Source organism: Parabacteroides sp. merdae-related_45_40, from assembly GCF_001915675.1.
Window position 1 is genome coordinate 19913 of sequence record NZ_MNQY01000045.1, and the last position, 25803, is coordinate 45715.

Genomic DNA, 25803 nt, shown 5'->3' on the forward strand with positions numbered 1-25803 from the left:
AATGAGCTATATTTTAGGTATATCCGCATATTATCATGATGCAGCCGCAGCTTTGATAAAAGATGGCGAGATCATAGCTGCCGCACAAGAAGAACGCTTTACCCGAATCAAGAACGATGCATCTTTTCCTGCAAATGCAATCCGTTATTGTTTACAGCAAGCGGGAATTTTATTGTGTGATATCTCCACAATTATCTATTACGAAAAACCCTATCTGAAATTTGAGCGAATTTTAGAAATCTTTTATCGATACGCACCATGGGGGATGGAACAGTTCATTAAAGGAATACCAATATGGATTGAAGAAAAACTTTTTTGCAAACGAATGCTCAAGCGTGAATTACGCAAGTTAGGAAAATTCGATGAACAACATTGTAAACTTTTGTTCTCGGAACATCATTTGTCACATGCGGCTTCCGCATTTTTCGGTTCAGATTTTCAAGAAGCTGCGATTATAACAGTAGACGGTGTAGGAGAATGGAATACACTATCTATCGCTCATGGGAAAGCCAATCAAATTCAATTAATAAAAGAAATGCGATTTCCTGATTCTATTGGATTGTTCTATTCTGCATTTACCTATTATTTAGGATTCAAGGTGAACTCCGGGGAATATAAGATGATGGGATTAGCCCCTTACGCCGATCGATCTGACCGACAAACCTCAAAATTTGTCGATCAGATCAAACAACATCTACTGACGATCCATCCCGATGGTTCTATATCATTGAATATGTATTATTTCTCCTTCCACAAAAAAATGCGAATGGTTCATGAAAAGCGTTGGGAACAATTATTTCAATTGAAACCTCGAAAGGCAGAAAGCGAAATACGCCCAGAACACGCAAGTCTAGCACTTGCAGCTCAAATCGTATTGGAAGAGATACTATTGAGAATTGTTCAAACAGCCCAAAAGCTCACTGGCTGTTCCAACCTATGTCTAGCCGGAGGAGTCGCTCTAAATTGCGTAGCAAATGGTAAAATCATTCGTTCACAATTATTTGAGCATGTCTTCATCCAACCTGCCGCAGGAGATGCAGGAGGAGCATTAGGAGCGGCTTGGGCCACTTATTATATTTACCAAGGACATTCACGAAAAGCCGGGATGAACGGAGACAAGATGCACTTCGCCCAAACCGGTCCTCAATATACAGAGCATGAGATTCAAGATTTTTTGGACTCGAATAACATTTCTTATCACTATTTGGATGAAGCATTTTTATATGAAGAAGTGGCTAAACACATAGCTTCCGGTTTATGTATAGGTTGGTTTCAAGGGCGTATGGAGTTTGGCCCACGTGCATTAGGAAACCGAAGTATCTTAGCAGATCCCCGTGATAAAGAGATGCAAAAAAGATTAAATTTGAAAATCAAGTTCAGAGAAAGCTTCCGACCATTTGCTCCAGTTATATTAAAAGAAAAAGTCGGCGATTATTTTGAAAAGCTGAACGAATCCAATTATATGCTGATAACAACCAACATTTCTCTGAAACATCGGATACCATTGCCAAAGCATTATCAAGATTTAGATGCCGCAGAACGATTGGCGTTACCAAAATCAGATATTCCGGCAGTTACCCATGTGGATTTTTCCGCACGCGTACAAACTGTTGATGAACAAAGTAATCCCAAATTAACGAAGCTTTTACGGGCATTCGAACAATTAACAGGCTACCCTTTGCTTATCAATACAAGTTTTAACGTACGTGGCGAACCTATTGTCTGCACCCCTCAAGATGCATACCGCTGTTTTATGACAACCAACTTAGATCTCTTGGTTTTAGGGAATTATATAATCAATAAAAATAACATACAAAAATCATAAAATATGGACACATTGAAAGACTTACTACTTTTTATAAAAGAACGAAAAAAATGGTGGTTGCTACCTGTATTAATATTCTTGCTATTGATTGGCTTGTTGCTAATCTCTACAAGCAATACAGTGATTGCCCCCTTTATTTACACTCTATTTTGAATGTCCTATGAATTGGATTCACATATACAAGAAAATACGTACGGTTTGGATTCGTTTCGGAAACCTGTTAAACAAGATCACCTCACCAATCCTGTTGGGAATTACTTATTTTTTGATCCTCACGCCAATTGCGTGGTTATACCGCCTGTTCAACCGGACAGAAGAGGAACAAGATAGTACAATGAACGAACGAGTTAAGACTTATTCTAAAGAAGATTTTATTCATCCATGGTAAATATGAAACAACTTCATACATTTTCCTACGGGCTACTACCATTCGTCCTATTTACAGTAATCCTTTATGCCTTTTTCTATAATCATCATCTGCTCTTTGCCGAGCAGTTACGATTGTTTGAATGGAACAAAGACTATTTCAACGAAATAGTTTATAATCCAGGAGGATTATCTGCCTATATAGGGGAGTTTTTCACACAGTTTTATCATTTAAATCATTTTGGGGGATGGATTTTAGGAGCCGGAGTCGGACTAACCGGTATATTATATCGCAACCTGATCTGCCATTGGAAAATTGGAGGAAATGTCTCATGGGAACTGATTCCTATCACTTCACTGGTTTTCTTCTATTTAAGCCCTAACGCATCATTGGGACTCATTTTTGGACTTCAGATTACCCTTTTACTTGCAAGAATAACTCTTCATGAAAAGGAAGGCAAACGCAAAAGACTTCTGATCCTAATCAACTTACCGATTTGCTATTTCTTTACTGGAATAGGCTGTTATTTATATCTTATTCTCATCTTCCTCGATGAAGTTTTTTCGAAGAAAAAACACTCACTTCTTGCTTGGATTCTATATACACTCGTTACAATCCTACTGCCTATCTTAACTTATTATAAATTCGACATCAATGAAACACAAGCTTGGATAGGTATAGCTTGTTTTATTACACAAGACTTACTTCATCCACTTGGTATCGTTATCACTTCATTTTTAATATCTCCCTTATTAGCTTACGGGACATATCATCTTTTACAGCGATTAACAGACAAAAAACGATTCGCTTTAAATCTGCTCATGGCTTTCTTCGCTATCGGGATCATCTTAAGCCAACTCAAAAATGAGGATGAACGACTTTATCAACTACATTATCTAATCACCCACGAAAAATGGGACGAAGCGATTACCTTCATGCAAAAAAAGCCTGTCCAAAATGTTCTGATGTCCTCCTATACCAACATTGCCCTGCTTCATCAGCAACGTCTTTCAAAAGAGCTATTCTCGTATTTCCAAGTAGCTCATGTCAACGAATTTTGGTCTTCCAACCATCTATTAAATTATCTGACTGCTGAGACTTATTTTCAGCTAGATATGCTCTATGCTGCCAGAGCCTATATGTTCATGGCGAACACGCAAACTCCATCCGGACGTTCCCCGCTCTATCTGACACGATTGGCGGAGATCGAATACAGAAGGGGAAAACGGGCTGCCAGCCTCAAATATGTGGCCTTACTGGAGTCTACCTTATTCTACAAAGACTGGGCTTACAAATTTAGGCAAAAGATGAACACAGACTCCTCGACAAAAAAAAGTCAACTTTCACCCAAAACCAATAAGCTTTTTCTTGCCAAAGAGATGCTTTTCAACGTGGAACAATTTGAGACACAAGCAGGAGCCAACAATCAAAAAGTCATCGATTTCCTGCTAGCAAAATATATGCTCAACAATCAATATAACGCATTTATCCAATTAGCCGCCCGGACTCATCTCACAATACATAGTAGCAAGCATTATCAAGAGTTTTTGCTAATGTATGCTTATCTACTGAAAGATAACTCATTGATTTCAAAATGGCAAATTGAACAAACTGTAATAGAGCGTTTCTACCGATATTTACAAATCAACCAGTCGGGAAAATCTCCGGAAGAAATCCAGGAATTACTATGCCCCTATAAAGACACCTATTGGTATTACGTACAATATAATAAAAAACAAATATGAGACTTAACATTTTTTACATACTTCTAATCGCCTTATGTGGCCTCTATGGATGCAAAAATCATCAACAACCAATCATTAAAGAAAATCTTAACATACTCCCAACAATTTATCCGGAGTATCAAGGTGCTCTTTTGCCCGTCAATATTGCTCCTTTGAATTTTAAGATACAAGATGAGGGTGATGAATGGATGATCCAGATTCAAGGGAAAGGAAATCCGATCACGATTACGGCGCATGACGCAGTAGAGATTCCGATTAAACGCTGGCGACAATTACTTCATCAAAATCAAGGAGGGAGCTTAAGTATCACCGTATCCAGTCGAAAAAAAGGAGAATGGTATCAATATTCTCCCTTCACGTGGGATGTATCCACTGATTCCATTGATAGTCACTTAGCCTATCGTTTAATAGAACCGACCTATGCGAATTGGAACAGTATGGCCATTTGTCAACGTGAACTATCTTCTTTCAAGGAAACGGAAATCATATCAAACAAAAAAAGCGGGCAGAACTGCATCAATTGTCATACCTTTAACCAAGGAAACCCGAATGAAATGGTCATGCACATGCGCAAAATAAATGCGGGAACGATTCTGATACAAGGAGGAGCATGTCAAAAACTCAACACAAAGACTCCTCATACGATTTCCAATTTCGTTTATCCGGATTGGCATCCTTCTGGCAAACAGATTGCATTCTCTACAAACCTAACCCAAATGTCTTTCTACGATGCACACCCTAAAATCATCGAAGTATACGATACGCAATCCGATATAGTTTTGTATGATATTTCCAAAAACGAAGTCTATACCAGTCCCCTTTTAGCCAATGCAAACAAACTAGAAAATTTTCCATTCTTTTCACCAGATGGGAAACAGCTCTATTTTTGTACGTGTGACCGGATAGATAGTTTGCCTCAACAATTCTCTAATATAAAATATCGTATCTGTAGTATTGGTTTTGATCCCCAAAATAATCAATTCAGCAAGCAGGTAGACACTCTCATTGACTTAACAAATGCAGGTAAAAGCGTAACCCTCCCCAGCATTTCACCTGATGGACAGTTTATTGCCTGTTCTGCCGCCCCTCATGGGTGCTTCTCCAGCTGGATCCCCGAATCAGATCTCTATCTATATAACACAAAAACTAAGAAATTGATAGCTGCGACTGAGTGGAATAGCCCGGAAGCAGAAAGCTGTACAACATGGTCCTCTAACAGCCGTTGGGTTATCTTCAGCAGCCGACGGGAGGATGGCATTTATAACCGACTCTATATCGCTCATATCGATTCTGTAGGAAACTTAAGCAAACCTTTCCTACTTCCACAGAGAGATCCTACTTACAACCAACGCAACCTAAAGGCTTATAATCTGCCTCGCCTTATCAAAGGCAAAGTGACGATTTCACCAATTACAATTGGGAGATGTGCTGAAGCAAAAGGCAAAAAATCGGTCCGATTTAGCAAACATTCTTATAAACCGCTTATCAACGAAGCGACAGAGAATCACAGTGAAATCAATTAAGGTAACACAGATAGGAATAACTAAACGATTTTCAACATAATTTGTGTTTGGCAGCAAGTGCCTGTGAAGGTCCTTGCTGTTTTTTCTGCCGGACTAAAACAAAAGTTTGTTTCTTGTTAAACCTTTTTGCACCTAATTCGTCTATAATTTCGCGTACTTGTGTATATTTACGTGTCGATAAGTGTTTTTAAGTAGAATACCAGAAAAATATGACGAAGAGAGTGAAGTGGAGCGTGACGGCCGCAATTGTTTTGATGATTGCCGGAATGATCGCTTACCCGCAGATTAAAAGCCGTATGAAGGCATCCAAAGATGCAGCCGAAGTGGTTCCGCCAGCCGGAAGCCAAGTTCGGAAACAAGTTTTGAACATTAACGCGGAAGTGCTGAAATATCAGTCCCTTACCGACAAGACCATTGTAACCGGCAGTACGATCCCGGATGAGGAGGTAGACCTCTCGTTCGAATCGTCGGGCAAGATCGTGGCCATCTATTTTACGGAAGGTACGCATGTGAAAGCCGGTGACCTGCTTGCCAAGATCAATGACAAACCGTTACAGGCGGAACTGAAGAAGTTGGAAGCGCAAGTGCCTTTAGCCAAAGATCGCGTGTACCGCCAGCATACGCTTTTGGAAAAGGACGCGGTCAGTCAGGAGGCTTATGAACAAGTGGCTACCGAATATGAAAAGCTGATGGCGGACATCGAACTGGTAAAAGCCAATATTGCCCAGACCGAGCTCCGGGCGCCGTTCGACGGGATTATCGGCCTTCGTAATGTCAGCGAAGGAGCCTATGCCTCCCCCTCGACAGTTATCACCAAGCTGACAAAAATATCTCCCTTGAAAATCGAGTTCTCCGTTCCTGAACGCTACTCTGCCGACATCAAGGACGGTACGCCGATCGTATTCAGAATGAACACGTCCGTCGGCATGATGCAAGACTACAAAGCGACCGTTTATGCAGTAGAAAGCAAGATCGACGAGGCAACCCGCTCGCTGAAAGTGCGTGCAACCTATCCGAACCGGGACGAGTCGATCGTGCCGGGACGCTATACATCTGTCGAAATTACCCGCCGTGACATAAAAGACGCATTGGCGATCCCCAGCGAGGCACTGATCCCGGAAATGGGAAAGAACATCGTCTACCTGTATAAGAATGGCGTGGCCGAACCTGCCGAAATTATCTTAGGACTCCGCACGGAAAGCCAGGTCCAGGTATTGAAAGGGCTGAGCGTAGGTGATACGGTGATTACTTCCGGCGTGATGCAGCTTCGGACGGGAATGAAAGTGTCGATTGATAACCTGAAGTAACGAAGCAGCATGGCGAATATTTCCGAAATAAGCATAAAGAGACCGGTACTCTCGACCGTGATGACGATCATCCTTCTGTTGTTCGGGATGATCGGTTATAAGTTCTTAGGGGTCCGTGAGTTTCCGAGTGTGGACAACCCGATCATTTCGGTCAACGTAACCTATCCGGGAGCCAATGCCGAAGTAATCATGAACCAGATTACGGAGCCGCTCGAACAGAATATCAACGGTATTCCCGGCATTCGTTCGCTGAGCAGTGTCAGCAGTCAGGGAAGTTGCCGTATCACGGTAGAGTTTGAACTGTCTGTCGACCTGGAAACGGCGGCCAACGACGTGCGCGACAAAGTTTCGCGTGCTCAGCGTTACCTGCCGCGCGACTGCGACCCTCCGACGGTATCAAAAGCGGATGCCGATGCTACCCCGATCATGCAGATCGGTATCCGAAGCAGCAAACGCTCGCTGATGGAACTGAGTGAAATTGCCGAACTGACGGTGAAGGAACGGCTTCAGACCATTCCGAACGTGAGTGGCGTGGACATCTGGGGACAGAAACGCTACTCCATGCGCCTGTGGCTGGACCCGATCAAAATGGCCGGCTACGGAGTTACTCCGTTGGATGTGAAGAACGCAGTAGACGCCGAAAACGTCGAGCTTCCTTCCGGGAGCATTGAAGGAAACACGATCGACTTGTCTATCCGTACGTTAGGACTGATGCACACGGCAACGGAATTCAATGATTTGATCATCAAGCGTGACGGCGACAATATCATCCGCTTCCAAGACGTAGGGCGAGCCGAGGTGAGCCCGGAAGACTTGCGAAGCGTGATGCGCAAGAACGGCGAACCGATGGTTATCGACGTCATCATCCCGCAGCCGGGCGCCAACCAGATCGAAATTGCCGATGAGGCATACAAACGTATCGAGCAATTGAAGAAAGACCTGCCGGAAGACGTAACGGTCGAAATGGTGTACGACAATACACGCTTTATCCGGGCCTCCATCGCGGAGGTCGAAGAAACCATCTATGTGGCATTCCTGCTCGTGGTGCTGATCATCTTCCTGTTCCTGCGCGACTGGCGCGTGACGCTTGTCCCGGTGGTCGTTATCCCCGTATCATTGGTCGGGGCATTCTTTGTGATGTATGTCTCCGGCTTCTCCATCAATGTGCTGACAATGTTGGCGGTGGTGCTCTCGGTCGGACTGGTGGTGGACGACGCGATCGTGATGGCGGAGAACATCTACGTCCGCATCGAGCAGGGAATGGAACCGAAAGAGGCCGGTATAGACGGGGCGAAAGAGATATTCTTCGCCGTCGTGTCTACGACGGTAACACTCGTGTCCGTGTTCCTCCCGATCGTCTTTATGGAAGGTATGACGGGACGCTTGTTCAAGGAGTTCAGTATCGTGATCGCCGGTTCCGTAACGATATCTTCCTTTGTGGCTTTGACCTTTACGCCGATGTTGGCGACCAAGCTGCTGAGAAAACGCGAAAACAAAGGCTGGTTGTACACAAAGACGGAACCGTTCTTCGAAGGCATGAACAATATCTATGCAAAGTCGCTGAACGCGTTCCTGAACCACAAGTGGTGGTCCATACCGATTGTCGTGATCCTTTTCGGCTCCATCGGCTATTTCTGGCGAACCATCCGCTCCGAACTTTCTCCATTGGAAGACCGTTCATCCATTTCGATCAATATACGTGCACAGGAAGGAGCTACCTTCGAGTTCATCCGCGACTTTACAGACCAAGTGGCCGCCATGGCCGACACGTTGGCTCCCGAGCGGCAAGCCCTAACGGTTCGTGCGAATAACAGCAACGGATACATCACCGTTTTACTTCCCGACATCAAAGATCGTGAACGTTCGCAGATGGAGATTGCCGATGTGCTGTCAAAGAATGTACGGGGCAAGACAGAAGCACGTGCTTTCGTCCAGCAGCAATCCACTTTCGGAGGACGTCGCGCAGGTATGCCCGTTCAATATGTTTTACAAGCGACCAGCCTGGAGAAGCTACAGGAGTATTTGCCCGCCTTTATGCAGAAGGTAAGCGAAAGCCCGGTGTTCCAGATGGCAGACGTGAACCTGAAGTTTACGAAACCCGAAGCCCGTATCGAGATCAACCGCGACAAGGCTTCTTCATTGGGCGTCAGCACCCGCACGATTGCCCAGACACTACAATATGCATTGAGCGGCCAGCGTATGGGATATTTTTACATGAACGGGAAACAGTATCAGATATTGGGCGAAATCAACCGCCAGCAGCGCAACACGCCGTTGGACCTGAAATCCATTTATGTCCGCAGCGATGCAGGAGAGATGATCCAGCTGGACAACCTCGTCACGTTGAAAGAAGACGTTGCCCCTCCTCAGCTGTACCGTTACAACCGCTTTGTGTCGGCAACGGTTTCCAGCGGACTCAACAAAGGTTATACGATCGGTGACGGCCTGGACGAAATGGACCGTATCGCCTCGGAGACGCTAGACAACAGTTTCCGTACGGCCCTGTCGGGCGAATCGAAAGAGTTCCGTGAAAGTTCGTCCAGCCTGATGTTTGCCATGATCCTCGCACTGTTCATGATCTATCTGGTCCTGGCCGCGCAGTTCGAGAGTTTCAAAGACCCGTTGGTCGTGATGTTCACGGTTCCCTTAGCTATTGCAGGGGCGTTGATCTTTATGAGCTATTCAGATATAACTATGAATATATTCAGTCAGATCGGTATCATCATGCTGATCGGTCTGGTGGCGAAAAACGGTATTTTGATCGTAGAGTTTGCCAACCAGCGCCAGGAAGCGGGACTGAGCATGGCGGAAGCGATCCGCTCGGCTTCCACACAACGTCTGCGGCCGATCCTGATGACCAGTATTTCGACGATCTTAGGATTGGTTCCGCTCGTATATGCTTCGGGCGAAGGGGCACAAGGACGTATCGCGATGGGTATCGCCGTAGTGGGCGGTATGATCGTTTCGACATTCCTTACCCTGTTTATCGTCCCGGCGATGTACAGCTTTATTTCCACGGACAGACAATCGAAAATTAATAATCAAGAATTAAAAATTAAGAAATAAGGCTATTGAGGATGAAGAGGTTTCTTTTATTAATATGTATAGCATTTACGGTCGTCCCGGCCGAGGCGCAACGGGTGTTCAGCCTGGACGACTGCATCCAGACCGGATTGGAACGCAATTATTCCATCCGCATCATCCGTAACGAACAGCAGATCAGCGACAACAACGCCACTCCCGGCAATGCCGGCTACCTGCCGACCGTCGACCTGAGCAGTGGTTTTAGCGGCACGCTTAACAATAACAATAACAAGTTGTCCGACGGAACGACAGAAAAAACGAACGGCATCCACAACGAGACGGCAGACATCGGCCTGAATGTGAACTGGACCGTCTTCGACGGATTAGGCATACAGGCCACTTACGAAAAACTGAAAGAGTTACAAAACTTGGGAGAATTGAACACCCGAATGACAATCGAGGATTTCGTTGCCGACCTTTCGAGCGAATACTACAACCTGATCCGCCAGAAGATCCGCCTCCGCAACCTCCGCTCCACGCTCGAACTGTCCCGCGAACGTCTGCGTATCGTGGAAGAGCGGTATTATATCGGCTCGATGTCCCGCCTGGACCTCCAACAAGCGCAAGTCGACTTCAATGCCGACAGCTCCAACGTCCTGAACCAGTTGGAACAAGTGCATACTTCACGTATCCGCCTGAACCGGCTGATGGCATTGGAGGATGTGGAGGAACAAGTACTGATCAAGGACTCCCTGATTACCCCCAACCCGTTTTTAGATGAAGTGGAACTATGGAAAAGCACGCTTACCTCCAATTCATCTCTGCTGATCGCCAAGAAGAACCAGGTGATTTCCGAGCTGGACTACAAAAAGATCAAGAGCCGTAACTATCCGTATGTCAAATTGAATGCCGGATACGGCTACACGGCGAACTGGTACGAGGTAGGAACGACCGACCTCCAGCGCCGCCTCGGCCTCAACTACGGGGTGACGGTCGGCATCAACGTATTCGACGGTTTCAACCGGAAACGCGAACAACGGAATGCCCGGATACAGATTCAGAACCAAGAATTGCGCACACAAGAACTCGAACTGGGATTGCGGGCCGATATGAGCAACTTCTGGATGGCTTATCGCAACAACCTGGACTTGTGGAGCCTGGAAAAAGAGAACTTGGTCGCGGCACAGGAAAACTACCGGATTGCGATCGACCGCTATAAACTGGGCGACCTGTCCGGTATCGAATTGCGTGAAGCCCAGAACAGCCTGCTCGAAGCGGAAGAGCGCCAGTCCATCGCCGAATACTCCACCAAGATATGCGAAATCTCCCTTTTGCAGCTTAGCGGAAAGATCATGGATATGTTCCATGAAAATGATTAACTTTGCAGAGTTAACGATTTATGATTTTAGATTTATGATCGAGGTTCACAAATCATAAATCTAAAATCATAAATCTAAAATCATAAATCATGCGCATTATCCCCAAAGCTAATACACTAAGAAAAGGCATACTTTTATACAGAGGCATCCGTTACCGCAAAGGCTTCGGGGTTCATTCCCCCTTTGTCTTCAACCTGATCACGAAAGTGATTGAGGAGCGTTGCCAATACTATAGCTTCTACGACATCGAACTGATCCGCAAGCAGCTGCTTTTCCAAGATGACGAGATCACTTATCCCGACCGCCAGCAAAAGGGGAAGATGCGCCGCCGCACGATCGGCCGGATTGTCGAACGCGAAGCGATACGGCCCAAGCACGGCGCCTTACTTTTCCGTCTTGCCAACTATTTCAAATCAAAACACATCCTTCAGTTCGGCCCTTCCATGGGCCTGTCCACTTTGTATCTGACTTCATATGCATCCGATCTGAAATGTATCGCTCTGGAAAACGTACCGGAGTTTGCCTCCATCGCCCGTATCGCTTTCGGCAAAGCCGCCCGTAACCCGGTCGACCTGCGTGTCGGAAGCTACAAAGATTTACTACCGAAAGCCTTGAAAGACATGGAGCAACTCGATTTTGTCTTTTTCAACACCCTGTATGAGCAGCAAAACAATAGCTGGCTGTTTGAGGAATGCTTGAAACATGTGCACGGCGATACGGTCTTTGTTTTCGAAGGCATCAAAACCAGCCGCAAAATGCGCGAATTCTGGCGGGAAGTATGCTGTCATCCCGAAGTAACGGTGACGATCGACCTGTATTCAATGGGAATCGTGTTTTTCAACAAGAAGTTACACAAGAGGGATTATATCGTCTATTTCTGACTCTTTATCCAAAGATACAAACAAATTGATTTTTGACTTATACATCCGTCTATCACCTCATCGACTGCAATGCTCGATTTGATCTGTGACCGTGATAATAATAGGAAACAATAACAAATATGCAAATAAAAATATACAGACCATACGCTAACTTGAATAAAAGTATTATAGAGTGATAGAGGCCATACTTCTAGCTTTAAACTATAAGGTCATAGAGTTTTTGACCTAAGTCGAATACCTTTTCGACCTTAGTGAAAAAGGTTTTCGACCATAGGCAAAAAGGTATTTGACTTAGGCCGAAAATAAAAAAGGATATAGGACAAAACGTAAATATCTATATATTAGCACACAAAAGTTTTCCGCAATCTCCTTATTTATCACTTAAATATGTCGCTTTGGGTACAAGGACGAGGGGGAGGAACTATAATCAAGCTGGATCAAGACGAGACATTGGTAAAGATGCCTGCAATTTTTTCTTTCCCATCAAAATAAATAATCCGAATCCTTGCACAAATCCCGGAATCTGACGAATATTGTACTCCTTTTTGCAACATCTGGCAAGGATGTGCGATTATATAATAAAACGATAAGTTATTGTCATATGAAAAAGAGCATTATATACACAGGGACCGGCGACAAGGGAACCACTTCCTTAGTTGGCGGCGAACGGGTGTCGAAAGCGCACCAACGTATCGAAAGCTATGGTACGGTCGACGAACTGAACTCGTTTATCGGGTTGTTGATCACTTCGCTTGAAGAGAAAGCGGATCAGGACTTCCTGCTGTTTATCCAGCACAAGTTGTTTACGATCGGTTCCTATCTGGCAACCGATCAGGAAAACACGGAACTGAAAGTAGAAAGTAAGGTGATGCCGGAAACGATCACCCGTATCGAGCGGGAAATAGACCGCCTGGATAACGAACTGCCCAAGATGCGCAACTTTATTTTGCCGGGAGGAAGCCGCCCGGCCTCTTTGGCACATGTGTGCCGGACAGTCTGCCGACGGGCCGAACGCCAGATCTACCGTTTGGCAGAGACAATTCCGGTTGAAGAACCTGTCCTGGTTTTTATAAACAGATTGTCTGATTATCTGTTTGTTCTGGCACGTAAGGAATGCATACGGAATAATGGCAAAGAAATTATCTGGGATTATACTTGCATCTAAAGAATATTGTTTTATTTTTGCGGAAAATTTGAGAACCTGACCGCCGTAAGGTGGTTATTAATACTTGACAGCTATGTATTGGACATTAGAGTTAGCTTCAAAACTGGAAGACGCACCCTGGCCTGCAACCAAGGATGAACTGATTGACTATGCACAACGTTCTGGTGCGCCACTGGAAGTGATTGAAAATTTGCAGGAAATGGAAGACGAAGGTGAGATTTATGAATGCATGGAAGATATCTGGCCCGACTATCCAAGTAAAGAAGACTTTTTCTTCAACGAGGAAGAATATTAATGTGCGATAAAAACGTACAGGCATGAAATAATAACGAGGTGGCAGGGCTATGTCCCGCCGCCTCGTTTGCTTTTTATACAATTTATTCGGATTTATTCCGTTTCTTGATATATGAACAAATATCTCCTGCTTATTATCCTTTTGGTAACCAGCCTCACGGGAGCGCGGGCGCAATACGACTCGCAGCTAAGCCAGTATTTTATGGCGCTGGGTTACTATAATCCGGCGTATGCGGGTGTTACGGGAGACTTGAACATGTTGGCGCTGTCTCGTTTGCAATATGTCGGGATCGACGGGGCGCCGACCTCCTTTTTCATCAATGCGGATATGCCACTGAAGATCGGGAAAACCAATCATGGCATCGGGATGGTCGTCTTTACCGAAGGAATCGGGCTTTTCGTCAATACACATGTCAATTTGCAGTATGCCTATAAACAAAAACTGTTTGGCGGTACGCTCAGTATCGGAATGCAGTTCGGAATGGTAAACCAGTCGTTTGACGGAGAAAAGGTCTTTTATCCGACCAGCCAGTTCCACCAACAGGAAGACCAGGCAATTCCAAAGACGCAGGTGAGCGGAATGGGCTTCGACTTGAACGCCGGGCTTTACTATCACCGCAAGAACCTCTATGCCGGTTTGGGCGTCACGCACTTGAACAAGACGGAGATCATATTGGACGAATATTCTTCCATGTATCTCGCCAGCACATATAATTTGATAGCCGGATACAATATTCAGTTTCGAAATCCGTTGTATGAATTACAGCCGTCTGTATTCCTGAAAACAGACATGCAGAGCTTCCAGGCGGACATAACCGCCCGGCTGTTTTATAATAAGATGTTTAACGGAGGTTTTTCCTGGCGTGTGAATGAGTCGCTGATCCTGTTGTTAGGAGCCAAGATCGGGAGTTTTCAGGTAGGATATGCGTATGATTTTCCGATCTCTACCATACCCATCTTGAAAGCCACGAGTGGAAGCCACGAGTTGGTAGTGAGCTACAAGTTGAAGTTGAAAAAATCGAAGTCAGGAAAGAATAGACATAAAAGTGTACGTATATTATAGTATATGAAAAAAGTATTGTTAGTACTTGCGGCAGTAGCCCTGTTTACCTCATGTGGCAAAACCCTTTCCGGTGGCGGGGGCGAAGTGACAGGGGTACGATCGGTGGCGTTTAACGAACCTGCCCCTTACGGGATGGTTCTGATCAAAAGAGGCTCATTCGAGATGGGACCCGCAGATAAGGATTCCTTGTGGGGGATCAATCCTGAAACGAAAGGCGTCTCTTTCGATGCTTTCTGGATGGACGAGACAGAGGTGACGAATGCCAAATACCGTCAGTTCGTGTATTGGGTGCGCGATTCCATTATCCGCGAACGTCTGGCCGACCCGGCTTATGGCGGCAATGACCTGTTTAAGATTACTGAAGATAAATATGGCGAACCGGTGACTCCGCATCTGGACTGGAGCCGCCCGATTCCTTGGAAACGTGCCAATGAAGACGAGATACGGGCAATCGAAAGTGTCTACACCGTAAATCCGGTGACCGGCGAAAAGACGTTGGATCCGAAACAGATGGTCTATCGCTACGAATGGTACGACTATACGTCAGCAGCCCTTCGCAAACACAACCTGGACCCGGCAGCCCGCGTGCGTAACACCGATATCCAGGTCGACCCTGACGAAGTGATCATGATATCCAAAGACACGGCCTACATCACCGAGGAAGGCGAGATCGTGAACGAAACCATCACACGACGGCTCAGCGGGCCGTGGGATTTCCTCCACACCCGTATCGTGAATATCTATCCGGACGAAAGTTGCTGGGTGAACGATTTCAACAATGCTTACAACGAACCTTATATGCGTATGTATTTCTCGCATCCGGGCTATGACGATTATCCTGTGGTAGGCGTTTCCTGGGAACAGGCGACAGCATTCTGCGTATGGCGCACCAACCTGTTCAAGGAATCTCTGAACTTCCCCAGCGGACAGGCTCTCGAACCGTTCCGCCTGCCGACCGAAGGCGAATGGGAATATGCGGCCCGTACAGGCAAGAACGAAAACAAATATCCGTGGGCAGGCGACGAGCTGGTGAGCGGAAAAGGTTGCTTCTTGGGCAACTTCAAACCGGGCAAAGGCAACTATACGGAAGACGGTCATCTGATCACTTCGCGTGTCGGCTCTTTCGCTCCGAACGAATTCGGCCTCTATGACATGGCCGGCAACGTGGCGGAATGGACATCGACTTCTTATTCCGAATCCGGACCGAGCCAGATGAGCGACATGAATCCGGATCTGCGCTACAATGCCGCGAAGGAAGACCCGTATGCCATGAAGAAGAAGGTCGTACGCGGCGGTTCCTGGAAAGACGTGGCACAGTTTATCCGTTCGGATATGCGCACCTTCGAATACCAGAACGAAACGCGTTCATACATCGGTTTCCGTTGCGCCCGTACACAAATCGGTTTTTCGAGAGCAAAAGGTAAAAAATAACGCAGGGGCGGAGTTCGCCCGCCCTCTCTAATTAACGAATATACATTATATCATGGGAAAATATAGAAGATATAAAAACAGAGTAGAAATGTACCTCGCCAGTGAAAAAGGCAAGCGGGTACTGAATTTCTGTTATAGCTGGGGAGCCTCCATCGTTATTATAGGCGCCTTGTTCAAGTTGTTACACTTGCCGTATGGTAACCAGATCCTGTTTGTGGCCATGACGGTAGAAGCATTGGTATTCTTTATCTCCGCTTTTGAAAAGCCATTCAACGAATATCACTGGGAAGAAGTGTTCCCGGTTTTGAAATCGAAGAACCCGCTCGACCGTCCGGATTTCGCCAACACGCCTATGTCCAATCTGGTCAATTCGCCTGAGAATACGACCGACGACGAGGTTGCTGGCGGATTGAATATCAACTTAGGCGGCAAGCAGGCTACCGGACTGGGCAATCTCGGCCTGGATGTGAGCGAAGAAGATACGAAAAACCTTTCCGACAGTATCAAGAAACTGAGCGCCGCCGCCGAACAGATCTCCAAGATGGCGGAACTGACGGAAGCGACGCAGAAATATCTGGAACAGCTTTCGGGTATGTCCGAGAATATGGAACGTTTCAGCCAGGTGACGCATTCGCTGACCGACGTTTCCGACACACTTTTGAATTCGTATAAGAGCATTACGGATAATTCGGATGGCATCAACCAGAATTCCCGCGGTTACGTGCAGCAGATGGAAATGCTGAACCGCAACATCTCCGGCTTGAACACGATCTACGAAATACAGTTGAAGAGCATCAGCTCGCAGATCGAATCGATCGAACATATCAACAGTGGCTTGAGCCGCATTCGCGAAATGTATGACGGCTCCGTTGTCGACAGTTCCGTGTTCCGCAACGAAACGGAAAAGATGACGCGACAGTTGGCCGAATTGAACCAGGTATACAGCCGCCTGTTGCAGGCTATGACGGTCAATATGGGGTATCAGCAACCGGCGCAGCCCGCACAACCTGTTTACCAGCAGCAACCGCAGCCGGCACAGCAGCAGAATTACCAGCAGGCCTATCAGCAACCGTACGGATATCAGCAGCAGGCTCCGTATACAAACAACCCAATGAAGTAATCGGATATGGCAGGAATAGCAAATAATCCCAATTCGCCCCGTCAGAAGATGATCAACCTGATGTATCTGGTGTTCATCGCCATGATGGCACTCAACGTGTCGTCGGAGGTACTCGACGGTTTCGAACTGGTGGAAGGCAGCTTGCGTACTTCTATCGATAATACCTCGACCCGTAATGAGATCGTTACAGAGGAACTGAAGGCTTATTATCAGACAAATCCCGAAAAAGTACGTGAATGGTACGAAAAGGGGACAAAGGTGAAGGAGGCTTCCGACAGCCTGTACAATTACGTGCAGGATCTGAAAGTGCGTATCGCGCAGATTGCCGATGGTAAGGATGCCGATGTCAATAATATCGATCATAAGGACGACCTCGAAGCGGCTTCCCGCGTGATGCTGTCTCCCGTTTCGGGCGAAGGCAAGAAATTGCGCCAGAGCATCGAAAAATACCGGACACTGATGGGCGAGATGGTGGAAGACTCGGCCAAGACGCGCATCATCGAAGCCAGCCTGTCGACAACGCCGCCTCACAAGGCCGGTATCAATACTCGCACTTGGGAAGAGGCTTTGTTCGAGAATATGCCGGTGGCGGCGGCTGTTACCTTGCTGACGAAATTGCAAAGCGATATCCGCTATGCCGAAGGTGAAGTGTTGTCCAACCTGCTGAGCAGCGTCGACATGCGCGACTATCGTGTGAACCAGATCACGGCACAGGTGATTCCGGAAAGCCAGATCGTCATGCGCGGCAGCCAGTACAAGGCCAATATCGTCTTATCGGCTGTCGACTCGACGAAACGTCCGACCGTCTATGTGAACGGCAAGGAATTGCCTTATGATGCAAACGGCATGTTTACGGCTGTAGCCGGTACTCCGGGCACTTATCCGGTCAAAGGATATATCGAAATGCCGGGCAGCGACGGCAGCGTGATGCGCCGCGAGTTCGAAAGCGAATACTTCGTGACGGAACCGAGTGCGACGGTAGCGCCGATGCTGATGAATGTGTTGTATGCCGGAATCGCCAACCCGATCCGTATCGCCGTGCCGGGTGTGCCCAGCGGCAACGTGACGGCAACGATGACGAACGGGACACTGGTCCGCAAAGGCGACCAATGGGAAGCCCGTCCGACAACGGTTGGAACAGACGCCATCATTTCCGTCCATGCTAAAATGGCGGATGGGCGCAGCGTCGAGATGGCGAAAACGACTTTCCGCGTACGTGCCCTGCCCGACCCGATGCCTTTTATCGAATATAAGGACCAGAACGGCAATATGCGCAAGTTCCGTGGCGGTCAGTTCTCCAAACGCAATTTGGTGGAAGCCGACGGCATCCAGGCGGCTATCGACGACGACCTGCTGAACGTGCCGTTCAAGGTGTTGAGTTTCGAGCTGACTTTCTACGATTCGATGGGCAACATCATTCCGGAAGTCACGCAAGGCAACCAGTTCTCGCAGCGTCAGAAAGATTATATCCGCCGTCTGGCAAGAGGCAAACGCTTCTACATTACGCATGTGAAAGTATTAGGTCCGGACAATAAGGAACGTATCATTCCGACCGTCGAAGTAATCGTCAATTAACATAACGTAGGGACGAGGTCTGCTCGTCCCGTAATGTATAAAGATATATGAAACGTTTATATTACATAGCAACCCTCGCCATCGCCCTGTTCGCCTCCCTCCCCATACAGGCACAGGAAGAGGCCGGCAATACACAGCAACAGCAGCAGAGACGTCGCGGTCCCGAAGCAAGCCGTGGCGCCCGTGAAGAAGAGAAGAAAGAGAACGGCATGCCCGAACTGACCGTCCGAGCACAGGATATGAACGAGCGAATGACGCAGCATATCGGCAACGCTCGCTGGATGCGTGTCATCTACCGCCAGATCGACCTTACGAAAGAACAGAATGCTCCTCTATACTATCCCACCCAACCGATGAACGGGCAGATGAACTTGTTCTCGATCATCTTCCAGCTGGTATGCGAAGGCAAGTTGTCCGCCTATGAATACCTGGACGGTTACGAGGATTTCAGCGACAACCGCAAGCTCGACTTGAAAGTCATGCTGGACCGTTGCCGTATCTTCTACGAAGAGACGCCAGGCAAAGACAACGAACCTGCCGGTTTCGTCGTGAACGAAAGCGATATTCCTTCCGGCGATGTCCGCTCCTATTACATAAAGGAAGCGTGGTATTTCGACCAGAACAACTCCGTATTCGATGTCAAGACATTGGCGATCTGTCCGATTCTGACAATCGTGGACGATATGGGACAGAACACCATGCCGATGTTCTGGATTCCTTATGAAAATTTGCGTCCCTATATCAATACCGCCTATATCATGACGTCCAACATCAACAACGCCATGACTTTCACGCTCGACGACTATTTCCGTCGCCGGATGTTCCAGGGCGATATCTTCAAGACGCAGAATCTGATGAACCAACCTCTGCAAGCCTACTGCCCGACACCCGATTCGATGAAACGCGAGCAGGAACGTATCGAGAACCAGCTGATTACTTTCGAAAAATCTCTCTATCTGCAACCGGACACAGCTCAGTTGGCAGCTGATACAAAAGGCAAGAAATCTAAAAACGCAACCGTTTCCGCCCGTGGCAGAAAGACGGAAGCCGCAAAAGAGAGCAAACAAAAAGAGGTCAAAATCAAAGCTCCAAAAGCCCAGAAAAGCGCTCCGGTCCGCAGCGTACGCCGTCGCCGGTAATTACCTCTACAATATCCAAAACATAAAAGAGGCGTAGATTAGTGATGACTCGAATGACATCTGCTAATCTACGCCTCTTTTATGTTTCGTCGAAGAGGGATTACAACTTATGTATCACCTTCATCAACTGATCTCCCAAGCCGATTGTGTAGCCTTGTGAAACGAACACTACACGGTTGAAAGTGTCGGCAATGATGAAGATTGGCAGTGTGTTGGCGTTCTGCAACTTCATAGCTGCGGCGATCTCCTTCTGAATTGTTTTGTCGATATCTATGCCATATGTGATGGTAGTTGGCAACTCTCCGAACTCCTTCGGATCGAAGTTCTGGAAGCCTTTTTCATCGGGGAACAACAAAACCATGCCGCGGCCCCATTCTTCAAGGTCCTTCTTTACGGCAGCGATGTCACGCATGGCATGGTTGGTCGGTTCCTGGCGCGCTCCGAGGACAGCGACAACATAATAGCCGCGGCCGGTGGTAGCCAACAGACTCGTTTCCTCGCCGTTATCAGCCCGTTTGAATTTGTTTTCGGAGTTGAAGTTGCCGATGACTTGTACATCGTCCTGGCTCTCACGCATCTCCAGTTTGATATCACTCGTCTTGCCTGGTTCTACGTTGAAGAAAGACATTTCGGCCAGTACGCTACCGTTTGCCATACGTGTTCCGGTTACCAGCATATAATGGCCCTCATCCATAGAAAGCGGCTTTTTCAACAGAGCACTCCAAGTATCACCGCCCCCCATATCCACATCGCCCGATTCGAAGTTAAGTGTCTGCAACTTGCCGGTCGGCAACACTTTCGCAATCGTGAAATGACTGTAATATTTCGGGTCCTGCAATGCTTTGATCGGCTGGTAAGAAGCGACGACCTTACCTTGCTTGGCAACCGTCTGCTCGGCAGCTTCGAAGTCTACATCCACCCAGTTCAGACCTTTCGCATATTGCACTTTTCCCGCCACTGGTTCGATACGTGCCGGAATACCGATGCTACGACATACAGCGACGAAGAATATATCGCGGGAACCTTTATCGGCCACGCGCGATTTCCATACGCCCATCGGCATAATCGGAATGCGTTGCGGATTCAGGCTGTCATTGATACTGATATTTTCCTTCACCCAGTCTACAATTAATTGCGGATCAGCTTTAGCCTTCTTCACTAATGCCGAATCGACGTTGGCGGCGAAGAACTTCCTGTACGGCGTCAGGAACTCGTTTGCCACACGCGGATTGAGGATATATTCGGTAAACAGGGAACTTTGCACAGCCTGGGCATTGTTCAGATGGTCCGCTAACACGGAGGCCGGCGTATCACGCAGGTCCTTGGCAGAGATAACATTCAGCAAATCCATCGCCATCGGACGTTTGTCGGCAGGCGCATCGCGAAGGAACTTCTCGATCTCACGCCAGTTTCCCCGGCTGCCGATCATGAAATCGGCTGTTTTCAGCGGGTCGATACCTAATTCTTTGGCAAGTGCTTCCGCTTTCTCTTCCGTATAAAAAGTGCCCACATATTTATTACGGATCACATCCTCTTCGTGCAAACGCTTGGCGTTGGCCTCTTTCTGTTCGTCCGTCACGCAGGCGGCAATGGAACCGTCTACCGGAGGAATGACATCAAGCGTGACGGTTTCGATGTCACCCGGTTTCTTGTCGAGAGTGATTGTCACGTTATTGTCTTTTCCGAACGACACCTTGCTATATCCGAACTTGCCGTCCTTAGTCGCCCATACCAGCATATCACCTTTACCGGCGGAAAGGAATGCCTTCCCTTCTGCATCCGCCTTCTTATTGGCTACGGAATAGAACTCGGCATAGTTATATATTTTGAACTCGACATCGGCTCCGGCAGCCGGCTGGCCGTTTTCATCCACAATGGTGATCGTTGCTTTGGCCGTCGGGGCATAATTGTCGATCACGTTGATCTCGGTGTAACCGTCGGTTACGTCCATGACTTCTTCCGGTCCGTTGTATTTGCCGAATACTTTCGTGTGCATCAGCATACCACGGTAAGCCGGTCCGTTGAACCACCCCAAGTTAAGTACCGGTTCCGGTTCACAGGCTCCGAGGAAATACCATTTACCGTTTACCCAAGCTTCCACCCAAGCATGGTTGTCGTCGGTATGCGCCCAACGCGGCGTATAGACCTGACGGGCCGGTATGCCGACCGAACGAAGGGCGGCTACGGTAAACGTCGACTCTTCGCCACAACGCCCGTAAGCGGTCTTCACGGATGCCAAAGGCGAACTCGTCCGGGCATCCGACGGCGTATAGATCACTTTCTCGTGGCACCAATGGTTCACTTCCAGCACGGCGTCATACAAGGACAAGCCCTTCACCCGGTCTTTCAATTCTTCATAAAAGACCATGCGGCTCTCGTCCAGATTCTCGTTGTTGACCCGCACGGGAAGTACGAAATGGCGGAAGATGTCTTCCGGTATGCTGTCTCCCCAAGGCATTTCCACCCGTGCACGAAACGAACTGCGGATATTGTCGAGATACAGTTGCCCGTCATAATCCGTGATATCTCCGATCGGCATATAGGCATACAAGAAAGTAAGCGCCTCTTTTTCGTCGGACGTCATCTTTTGGTTAAAGACTGAAAAAAGGTTTCCGTCCGGCAGAGCGGCCTGCTTTGCCCGGAAGTCATTCTCCACTTCGGCGCGGAACGTATCGTCCGAAATGAAATGTTGCTGCCTATTGCACGAAGTTCCCGCGAGGAGAACGAACAATAGTAGGAATAGATTTGTTTTAATCATAGCGTTAATTTTATCAGCACAAATATAGTGAATATATTTATTAGTCAGTAGATAACCTTGTCTTTTAAGTGTTAAGCTGTTGTGCATATCGTTATTTTTTCTTTACTTTGAAGTGACAAAGTATAGAGTAAACCGTTATTATCAGCCTATGTTCCACGAATTACAAATCTTCGAGAATCCGGAAGCAATCCTGTTGGTTGCTTCGATTATCTTTTTCTTCAGTATTATTGCCGGTAAAGCCGGTTTCCGTTTCGGCCTTCCCGCCTTGCTTCTCTTTTTAGGTGTCGGAATGCTGTTCGGCAGCGACGGCTTAGGCATTCAGTTCAGCAATCCCAGTGCAGCACAGTTCATAGGTATGTTGGCGTTGAGTATCATCCTGTTTTCCGGTGGTATGGATACTAAAATGTCCGAGATCAAGCCGATAGCCACGGAAGGAGTTGTCCTTGCAACAGTGGGAGTATTGTTAACGACGCTTATAACGGGAGGTTTTATCTATTATGTATTTTTGTGGTCTACAGGTTATGAAACGCTTACGGTAGCCGAATCTATGCTGATGGCGGCAGTGATGTCGTCTACAGACTCTGCTTCCGTCTTTTCCATCCTTAGGAGCAAAGGGGTTTATTTGAAACAACGCCTGCGTCCGACCCTCGAATTGGAGAGCGGTAGCAACGACCCGATGGCATATATGCTTACCTTGCTTATTATCGCTTATATACAGGTCGGGGGTATGAACTTGCAGGAAGCTGTCCTGCAATTGCTCGTCCAGCTATCCGTCGGTGCGATAGCCGGTTTCCTGTTAGGTAAGCTGGCCGTTCTGATGATCAACAAGATCAATATGGACAACGAGTCTTTATATCCGATCTTATTGTTGACAACTGCTTTCTTCACTTTCTCGGCGACTACTTTATGTAAAGGGAACGGCTATCTGGCCGTGTACATTGCCGGCCTGGTCGTGGGGAACGCTAAGATTGTGCATAAAAAGAGTATGGGAACTTTCTTCGACGGTTTTGCCTGGCTGTGGCAGATCGTCATGTTCCTCACGTTAGGTCTGTTGGTGAACCCGCACGAGTTGCTGCCAGTCGCTCCAGTAGGCCTTTTAGTGGGAGTATTTATGATACTGATAGCTCGTCCAGCAACGATTTTCCTGTGTTTGCTTCCATTTAAAAACTTTACAACAAAAGGAAAGCTATATATCTCGTGGGTGGGACTTCGTGGAGCAGTTCCGATAATCTTCGCAACTTATCCTTGGATTGCCGGAGTCGATCATGGAGGCATGATCTTTAATATCGTGTTTTTCATCACGATCCTTTCCCTATTGATACAAGGAACAACCGTAACACAGGCTGCCAAATGGCTCGGACTTGTCGACAAGCCGGAGCGAAAAGATGTGTTCGGTATCGAATTGCCGGAAGATATTAAGAGTGCCATGAGTGAAATAGACATCACTCCTGCTGTCCTTTCTCATGGAAACAAATTGATGCAACTCACCTTGCCCGACCACACCCTTGCCGTTATGGTGAAAAGAGACGGACATTATTTCATCCCGAAAGGCAACACGGAGCTGAAAGAAAATGACAAACTTTTGATGATTTCCGATAACGACGAGGCCTTGTTACAGGCATACGATTCGTTAGGGGTGAAAAACTATACGATGAAAAAGAACTGAAGGATTCTCAATCAGGGCTGCTTCGATGCTACAATGGAATCACGTAACACCAACAGCCCTTCCGGTCCCATGTTGAACAGTAAATCCACAATACTCATATTCGGAAGAAATCCGTGCTTGCCCTGAAAAACCTGATAATAGGGTTTCGGGGAGAAGGACGGATCTTCTCCTTCATGTTTCGGCCGGATGATCTCACGGAAATCGTTCGGCACTTCGGACTGGTATTCTTCCGTATAAATAACATTCGGATGCAGGTCAAGCAGGCGACAGATCAACTGACGCAATTCCTCATTGTAATCGAATAGGAACTCATATTTTTTCTCGTAAAAAGGAGCGAAGTCCTCTTCGTAATATTCGAAAAACGGACTCATATTATAAGCCGAAACCAAAGCATTCCAATGCAGGTGACGCCAGTTCCCATGATCGGAGATACGGATGTCCTTGGTCGGACACTTCAACGTGTCCGGCTTCACGATGGGGATAGATAAAGCTAACGGACCGTTGGCGGCGGCAATGGTACAACGGTTCCGGAAGGTTTGCTTGAGGTAGTTTTCAGCTGTTTCCAAGTGTACTTCCGGATATTGGAACAGTTTGCAATATTGCTGGACCGGCCCCAAATAGGTAGTAGAAATATAAACGGGTTGCATCATTCAGTTTACGGGTTTAAAGATTCGTTGTTTGTCACGGCTGAACCAACATAACCAGGCATTTCCGATGATATGGTCACGCGGAACAAAGCCTAAATGGCGGGAATCGACCGATTCGTTTACATTGTCGGAAAGCATCCAGTAATAATCTTGTTCGAAGAAGAAAAACGCAGTTTCCCTTCCATCTAAATATAGCTTTCCGTCACGAAAAACAGCCTTTTCTCCGGCCTCGGCCAATATCGCTTCCTTGCAAGCGACAAGGGCAGCTTCATCCAGGCGGTATGCCCGGCCTTTACGGGGAACAACCAGCTTGTACGGAGCAGACTGATTCCGGATAAAATGAATATTCATCTCTTCCGTCAGTTCTTCACGCAATTGATATTCTTCGAAAGAAGTCAGGGAAAAAGAAAAACCGAACGTCTCGCTCTTCCAGTTCCGCACAGGTATGCTCAACTTTTGCAGCGCTTTCAGGAAATCGGCGGCACTCTTCTGGGTAATGAAACAGGTGTTAAGCGCACGAGGAGAGTGAGGTAGCAGCTTCCCGTTCACCTCATACCCGTCGCCACTCACCAAGATAGTATCCCCAGGCATACCGATACAACGGCTCAATAACAATGGGTTACTCACCGTGTCTTTCAGGAGCGGACTGGTAAACAGCACGACCTTGTTCCGTCCCGGATTTCCTTCAAGCGGCAATTTATTTACCAAGATATAATCGCCTTGATGCAATGCATCTTCCATCGCACTCGTTGATATCCGGTAAGATTCGATACAGAAACGGCGGACAGGTATAACAATGAGAAAGGCGATAACAATCGTTACCACCCAACTCACGTAGAGGCGACTTTTACGTCCACCCGCCCCGTTTATGTTATTATGAATCTTTTTCCCCAT

The 25803-nt window shown here is 47.1% G+C and carries 20 protein-coding genes; 17 read left to right on the top strand and 3 right to left on the bottom strand.

Features of this window, described 5'->3' with window-relative positions; genetic code table 11:
* Position 1 precedes the first annotated feature (1 nt).
* The 16 genes from BHV83_RS05560 (at position 2) to porN (ending at position 19838) form a co-directional block, all read left to right on the top strand.
* Complete coding sequence (locus BHV83_RS05560; RefSeq protein ID WP_286756745.1) at positions 2 to 1825, top strand: carbamoyltransferase family protein; 1824 nt, start codon at positions 2 to 4, stop codon at positions 1823 to 1825.
* 3 nt (positions 1826 to 1828) lie between these two features.
* The gene (locus BHV83_RS05565; RefSeq protein ID WP_005633324.1) at positions 1829 to 1978 is read left to right on the top strand and encodes a DUF5989 family protein; all 150 of its coding nucleotides are present in this window, start codon (positions 1829 to 1831) and stop codon (positions 1976 to 1978) included.
* Positions 1979 to 1985: 7 nt separating this feature from the next.
* The gene (locus BHV83_RS05570) at positions 1986 to 2213 is read left to right on the top strand and encodes a hypothetical protein (protein WP_005633325.1); all 228 of its coding nucleotides are present in this window, start codon (positions 1986 to 1988) and stop codon (positions 2211 to 2213) included.
* Positions 2214 to 2215: 2 nt separating this feature from the next.
* On the top strand, positions 2216 to 3937 hold the full coding sequence (locus BHV83_RS05575) for a DUF6057 family protein (protein WP_229032891.1): 1722 nt from the start codon (positions 2216 to 2218) through the stop codon (positions 3935 to 3937).
* Positions 3934 to 5460, top strand: coding sequence for a TolB family protein (locus BHV83_RS05580; protein WP_005633328.1), 1527 nt, complete (start codon positions 3934 to 3936; stop codon positions 5458 to 5460). The genes BHV83_RS05575 and BHV83_RS05580 overlap by 4 nt, the downstream gene beginning before the upstream one ends.
* A 209-nt stretch (positions 5461 to 5669) precedes the next feature.
* Positions 5670 to 6767 (top strand): efflux RND transporter periplasmic adaptor subunit, encoded by a 1098-nt coding sequence (locus BHV83_RS05585; RefSeq protein WP_005633330.1) that lies wholly within the window; start codon positions 5670 to 5672, stop codon positions 6765 to 6767.
* 9 nt (positions 6768 to 6776) lie between these two features.
* Entirely contained in the window at positions 6777 to 9833 is a 3057-nt protein-coding gene (locus tag BHV83_RS05590; protein WP_122115555.1) for an efflux RND transporter permease subunit, read from the top strand.
* Between the two features lie 11 nt (positions 9834 to 9844).
* The gene (locus BHV83_RS05595; RefSeq protein ID WP_005633337.1) at positions 9845 to 11170 is read left to right on the top strand and encodes a TolC family protein; all 1326 of its coding nucleotides are present in this window, start codon (positions 9845 to 9847) and stop codon (positions 11168 to 11170) included.
* 89 nt (positions 11171 to 11259) lie between these two features.
* Positions 11260 to 12051, top strand: coding sequence for an O-methyltransferase (locus BHV83_RS05600; protein WP_005633338.1), 792 nt, complete (start codon positions 11260 to 11262; stop codon positions 12049 to 12051).
* A gap of 601 nt (positions 12052 to 12652) precedes the next feature.
* Positions 12653 to 13216 carry a cob(I)yrinic acid a,c-diamide adenosyltransferase gene (locus tag BHV83_RS05605; protein WP_005633341.1) on the top strand — a complete coding sequence of 188 codons (564 nt, stop codon included), beginning with the start codon at positions 12653 to 12655 and terminating at the stop codon, positions 13214 to 13216.
* Positions 13217 to 13289: 73 nt separating this feature from the next.
* On the top strand, positions 13290 to 13511 hold the full coding sequence (locus BHV83_RS05610; protein WP_005633363.1) for a DUF2795 domain-containing protein: 222 nt from the start codon (positions 13290 to 13292) through the stop codon (positions 13509 to 13511).
* A 111-nt stretch (positions 13512 to 13622) separates the two neighbouring features.
* Positions 13623 to 14573, top strand: a complete 951-nt coding sequence (locus tag BHV83_RS05615; protein WP_022321529.1) for a PorP/SprF family type IX secretion system membrane protein — start codon at positions 13623 to 13625, stop codon at positions 14571 to 14573.
* Positions 14574 to 14576: 3 nt separating this feature from the next.
* Positions 14577 to 16004 carry a T9SS ring complex lipoprotein PorK/GldK gene (gene porK / locus BHV83_RS05620; RefSeq protein ID WP_005633367.1) on the top strand — a complete coding sequence of 476 codons (1428 nt, stop codon included), beginning with the start codon at positions 14577 to 14579 and terminating at the stop codon, positions 16002 to 16004.
* Positions 16005 to 16056: 52 nt separating this feature from the next.
* Positions 16057 to 17124 carry a type IX secretion system motor protein PorL/GldL gene (porL, locus tag BHV83_RS05625; RefSeq protein WP_005633369.1) on the top strand — a complete coding sequence of 356 codons (1068 nt, stop codon included), beginning with the start codon at positions 16057 to 16059 and terminating at the stop codon, positions 17122 to 17124.
* A gap of 6 nt (positions 17125 to 17130) precedes the next feature.
* A complete protein-coding gene (gene porM, locus BHV83_RS05630) occupies positions 17131 to 18699 on the top strand; it encodes a type IX secretion system motor protein PorM/GldM (RefSeq protein ID WP_022321531.1) in 1569 nt (522 codons plus the stop codon).
* 47 nt (positions 18700 to 18746) lie between these two features.
* Positions 18747 to 19838 (top strand): type IX secretion system ring subunit PorN/GldN, encoded by a 1092-nt coding sequence (gene porN, locus BHV83_RS05635; protein ID WP_005633373.1) that lies wholly within the window; start codon positions 18747 to 18749, stop codon positions 19836 to 19838.
* 100 nt (positions 19839 to 19938) lie between these two features.
* On the opposite strand, the gene BHV83_RS05640 is transcribed toward porN, so the two are convergent.
* Positions 19939 to 22596 carry a transglutaminase family protein gene (locus BHV83_RS05640; protein ID WP_182387890.1) on the bottom strand — a complete coding sequence of 886 codons (2658 nt, stop codon included), beginning with the start codon at positions 22594 to 22596 and terminating at the stop codon, positions 19939 to 19941.
* A gap of 148 nt (positions 22597 to 22744) precedes the next feature.
* Here BHV83_RS05640 and BHV83_RS05645 point away from each other — a divergent pair, with 148 nt between their 5' ends.
* Positions 22745 to 24262: a potassium/proton antiporter gene (locus BHV83_RS05645; protein ID WP_005633377.1), complete on the top strand. Its 1518-nt coding sequence runs from the start codon at positions 22745 to 22747 to the stop codon at positions 24260 to 24262.
* A gap of 11 nt (positions 24263 to 24273) precedes the next feature.
* On the opposite strand, the gene BHV83_RS05650 is transcribed toward BHV83_RS05645, so the two are convergent.
* Both BHV83_RS05650 and lepB read right to left on the bottom strand, forming a co-directional pair.
* Complete coding sequence (locus BHV83_RS05650; protein ID WP_036658208.1) at positions 24274 to 24909, bottom strand: WbqC family protein; 636 nt, start codon at positions 24907 to 24909, stop codon at positions 24274 to 24276.
* 3 nt (positions 24910 to 24912) lie between these two features.
* On the bottom strand, positions 24913 to 25803 hold the full coding sequence (lepB, locus tag BHV83_RS05655) for a signal peptidase I (protein ID WP_005633381.1): 891 nt from the start codon (positions 25801 to 25803) through the stop codon (positions 24913 to 24915).

Excerpts from the sequence above, each read along its gene's own strand:
- BHV83_RS05560 (WP_286756745.1), top strand. The coding sequence starts at position 2 with ATGAGCTATATTTTAGGTATATCCGCATATTATCATGATGCAGCCGCA.
- BHV83_RS05565 (WP_005633324.1), top strand. The coding sequence starts at position 1,829 with ATGGACACATTGAAAGACTTACTACTTTTTATAAAAGAACGAAAAAAA.
- BHV83_RS05570 (WP_005633325.1), top strand. The coding sequence starts at position 1,986 with ATGAATTGGATTCACATATACAAGAAAATACGTACGGTTTGGATTCGT.
- BHV83_RS05575 (WP_229032891.1), top strand. The coding sequence starts at position 2,216 with ATGAAACAACTTCATACATTTTCCTACGGGCTACTACCATTCGTCCTA.
- BHV83_RS05580 (WP_005633328.1), top strand. The coding sequence starts at position 3,934 with ATGAGACTTAACATTTTTTACATACTTCTAATCGCCTTATGTGGCCTC.
- BHV83_RS05585 (WP_005633330.1), top strand. The coding sequence starts at position 5,670 with ATGACGAAGAGAGTGAAGTGGAGCGTGACGGCCGCAATTGTTTTGATG.
- BHV83_RS05590 (WP_122115555.1), top strand. The coding sequence starts at position 6,777 with ATGGCGAATATTTCCGAAATAAGCATAAAGAGACCGGTACTCTCGACC.
- BHV83_RS05595 (WP_005633337.1), top strand. The coding sequence starts at position 9,845 with ATGAAGAGGTTTCTTTTATTAATATGTATAGCATTTACGGTCGTCCCG.
- BHV83_RS05600 (WP_005633338.1), top strand. The coding sequence starts at position 11,260 with ATGCGCATTATCCCCAAAGCTAATACACTAAGAAAAGGCATACTTTTA.
- BHV83_RS05605 (WP_005633341.1), top strand. The coding sequence starts at position 12,653 with ATGAAAAAGAGCATTATATACACAGGGACCGGCGACAAGGGAACCACT.
- BHV83_RS05610 (WP_005633363.1), top strand. The coding sequence starts at position 13,290 with ATGTATTGGACATTAGAGTTAGCTTCAAAACTGGAAGACGCACCCTGG.
- BHV83_RS05615 (WP_022321529.1), top strand. The coding sequence starts at position 13,623 with ATGAACAAATATCTCCTGCTTATTATCCTTTTGGTAACCAGCCTCACG.
- porK (WP_005633367.1), top strand. The coding sequence starts at position 14,577 with ATGAAAAAAGTATTGTTAGTACTTGCGGCAGTAGCCCTGTTTACCTCA.
- porL (WP_005633369.1), top strand. The coding sequence starts at position 16,057 with ATGGGAAAATATAGAAGATATAAAAACAGAGTAGAAATGTACCTCGCC.
- porM (WP_022321531.1), top strand. The coding sequence starts at position 17,131 with ATGGCAGGAATAGCAAATAATCCCAATTCGCCCCGTCAGAAGATGATC.
- porN (WP_005633373.1), top strand. The coding sequence starts at position 18,747 with ATGAAACGTTTATATTACATAGCAACCCTCGCCATCGCCCTGTTCGCC.
- BHV83_RS05640 (WP_182387890.1), bottom strand. The coding sequence starts at position 22,596 with ATGATTAAAACAAATCTATTCCTACTATTGTTCGTTCTCCTCGCGGGA.
- BHV83_RS05645 (WP_005633377.1), top strand. The coding sequence starts at position 22,745 with ATGTTCCACGAATTACAAATCTTCGAGAATCCGGAAGCAATCCTGTTG.
- BHV83_RS05650 (WP_036658208.1), bottom strand. The coding sequence starts at position 24,909 with ATGCAACCCGTTTATATTTCTACTACCTATTTGGGGCCGGTCCAGCAA.
- lepB (WP_005633381.1), bottom strand. The coding sequence starts at position 25,803 with ATGGGGAAAAAGATTCATAATAACATAAACGGGGCGGGTGGACGTAAA.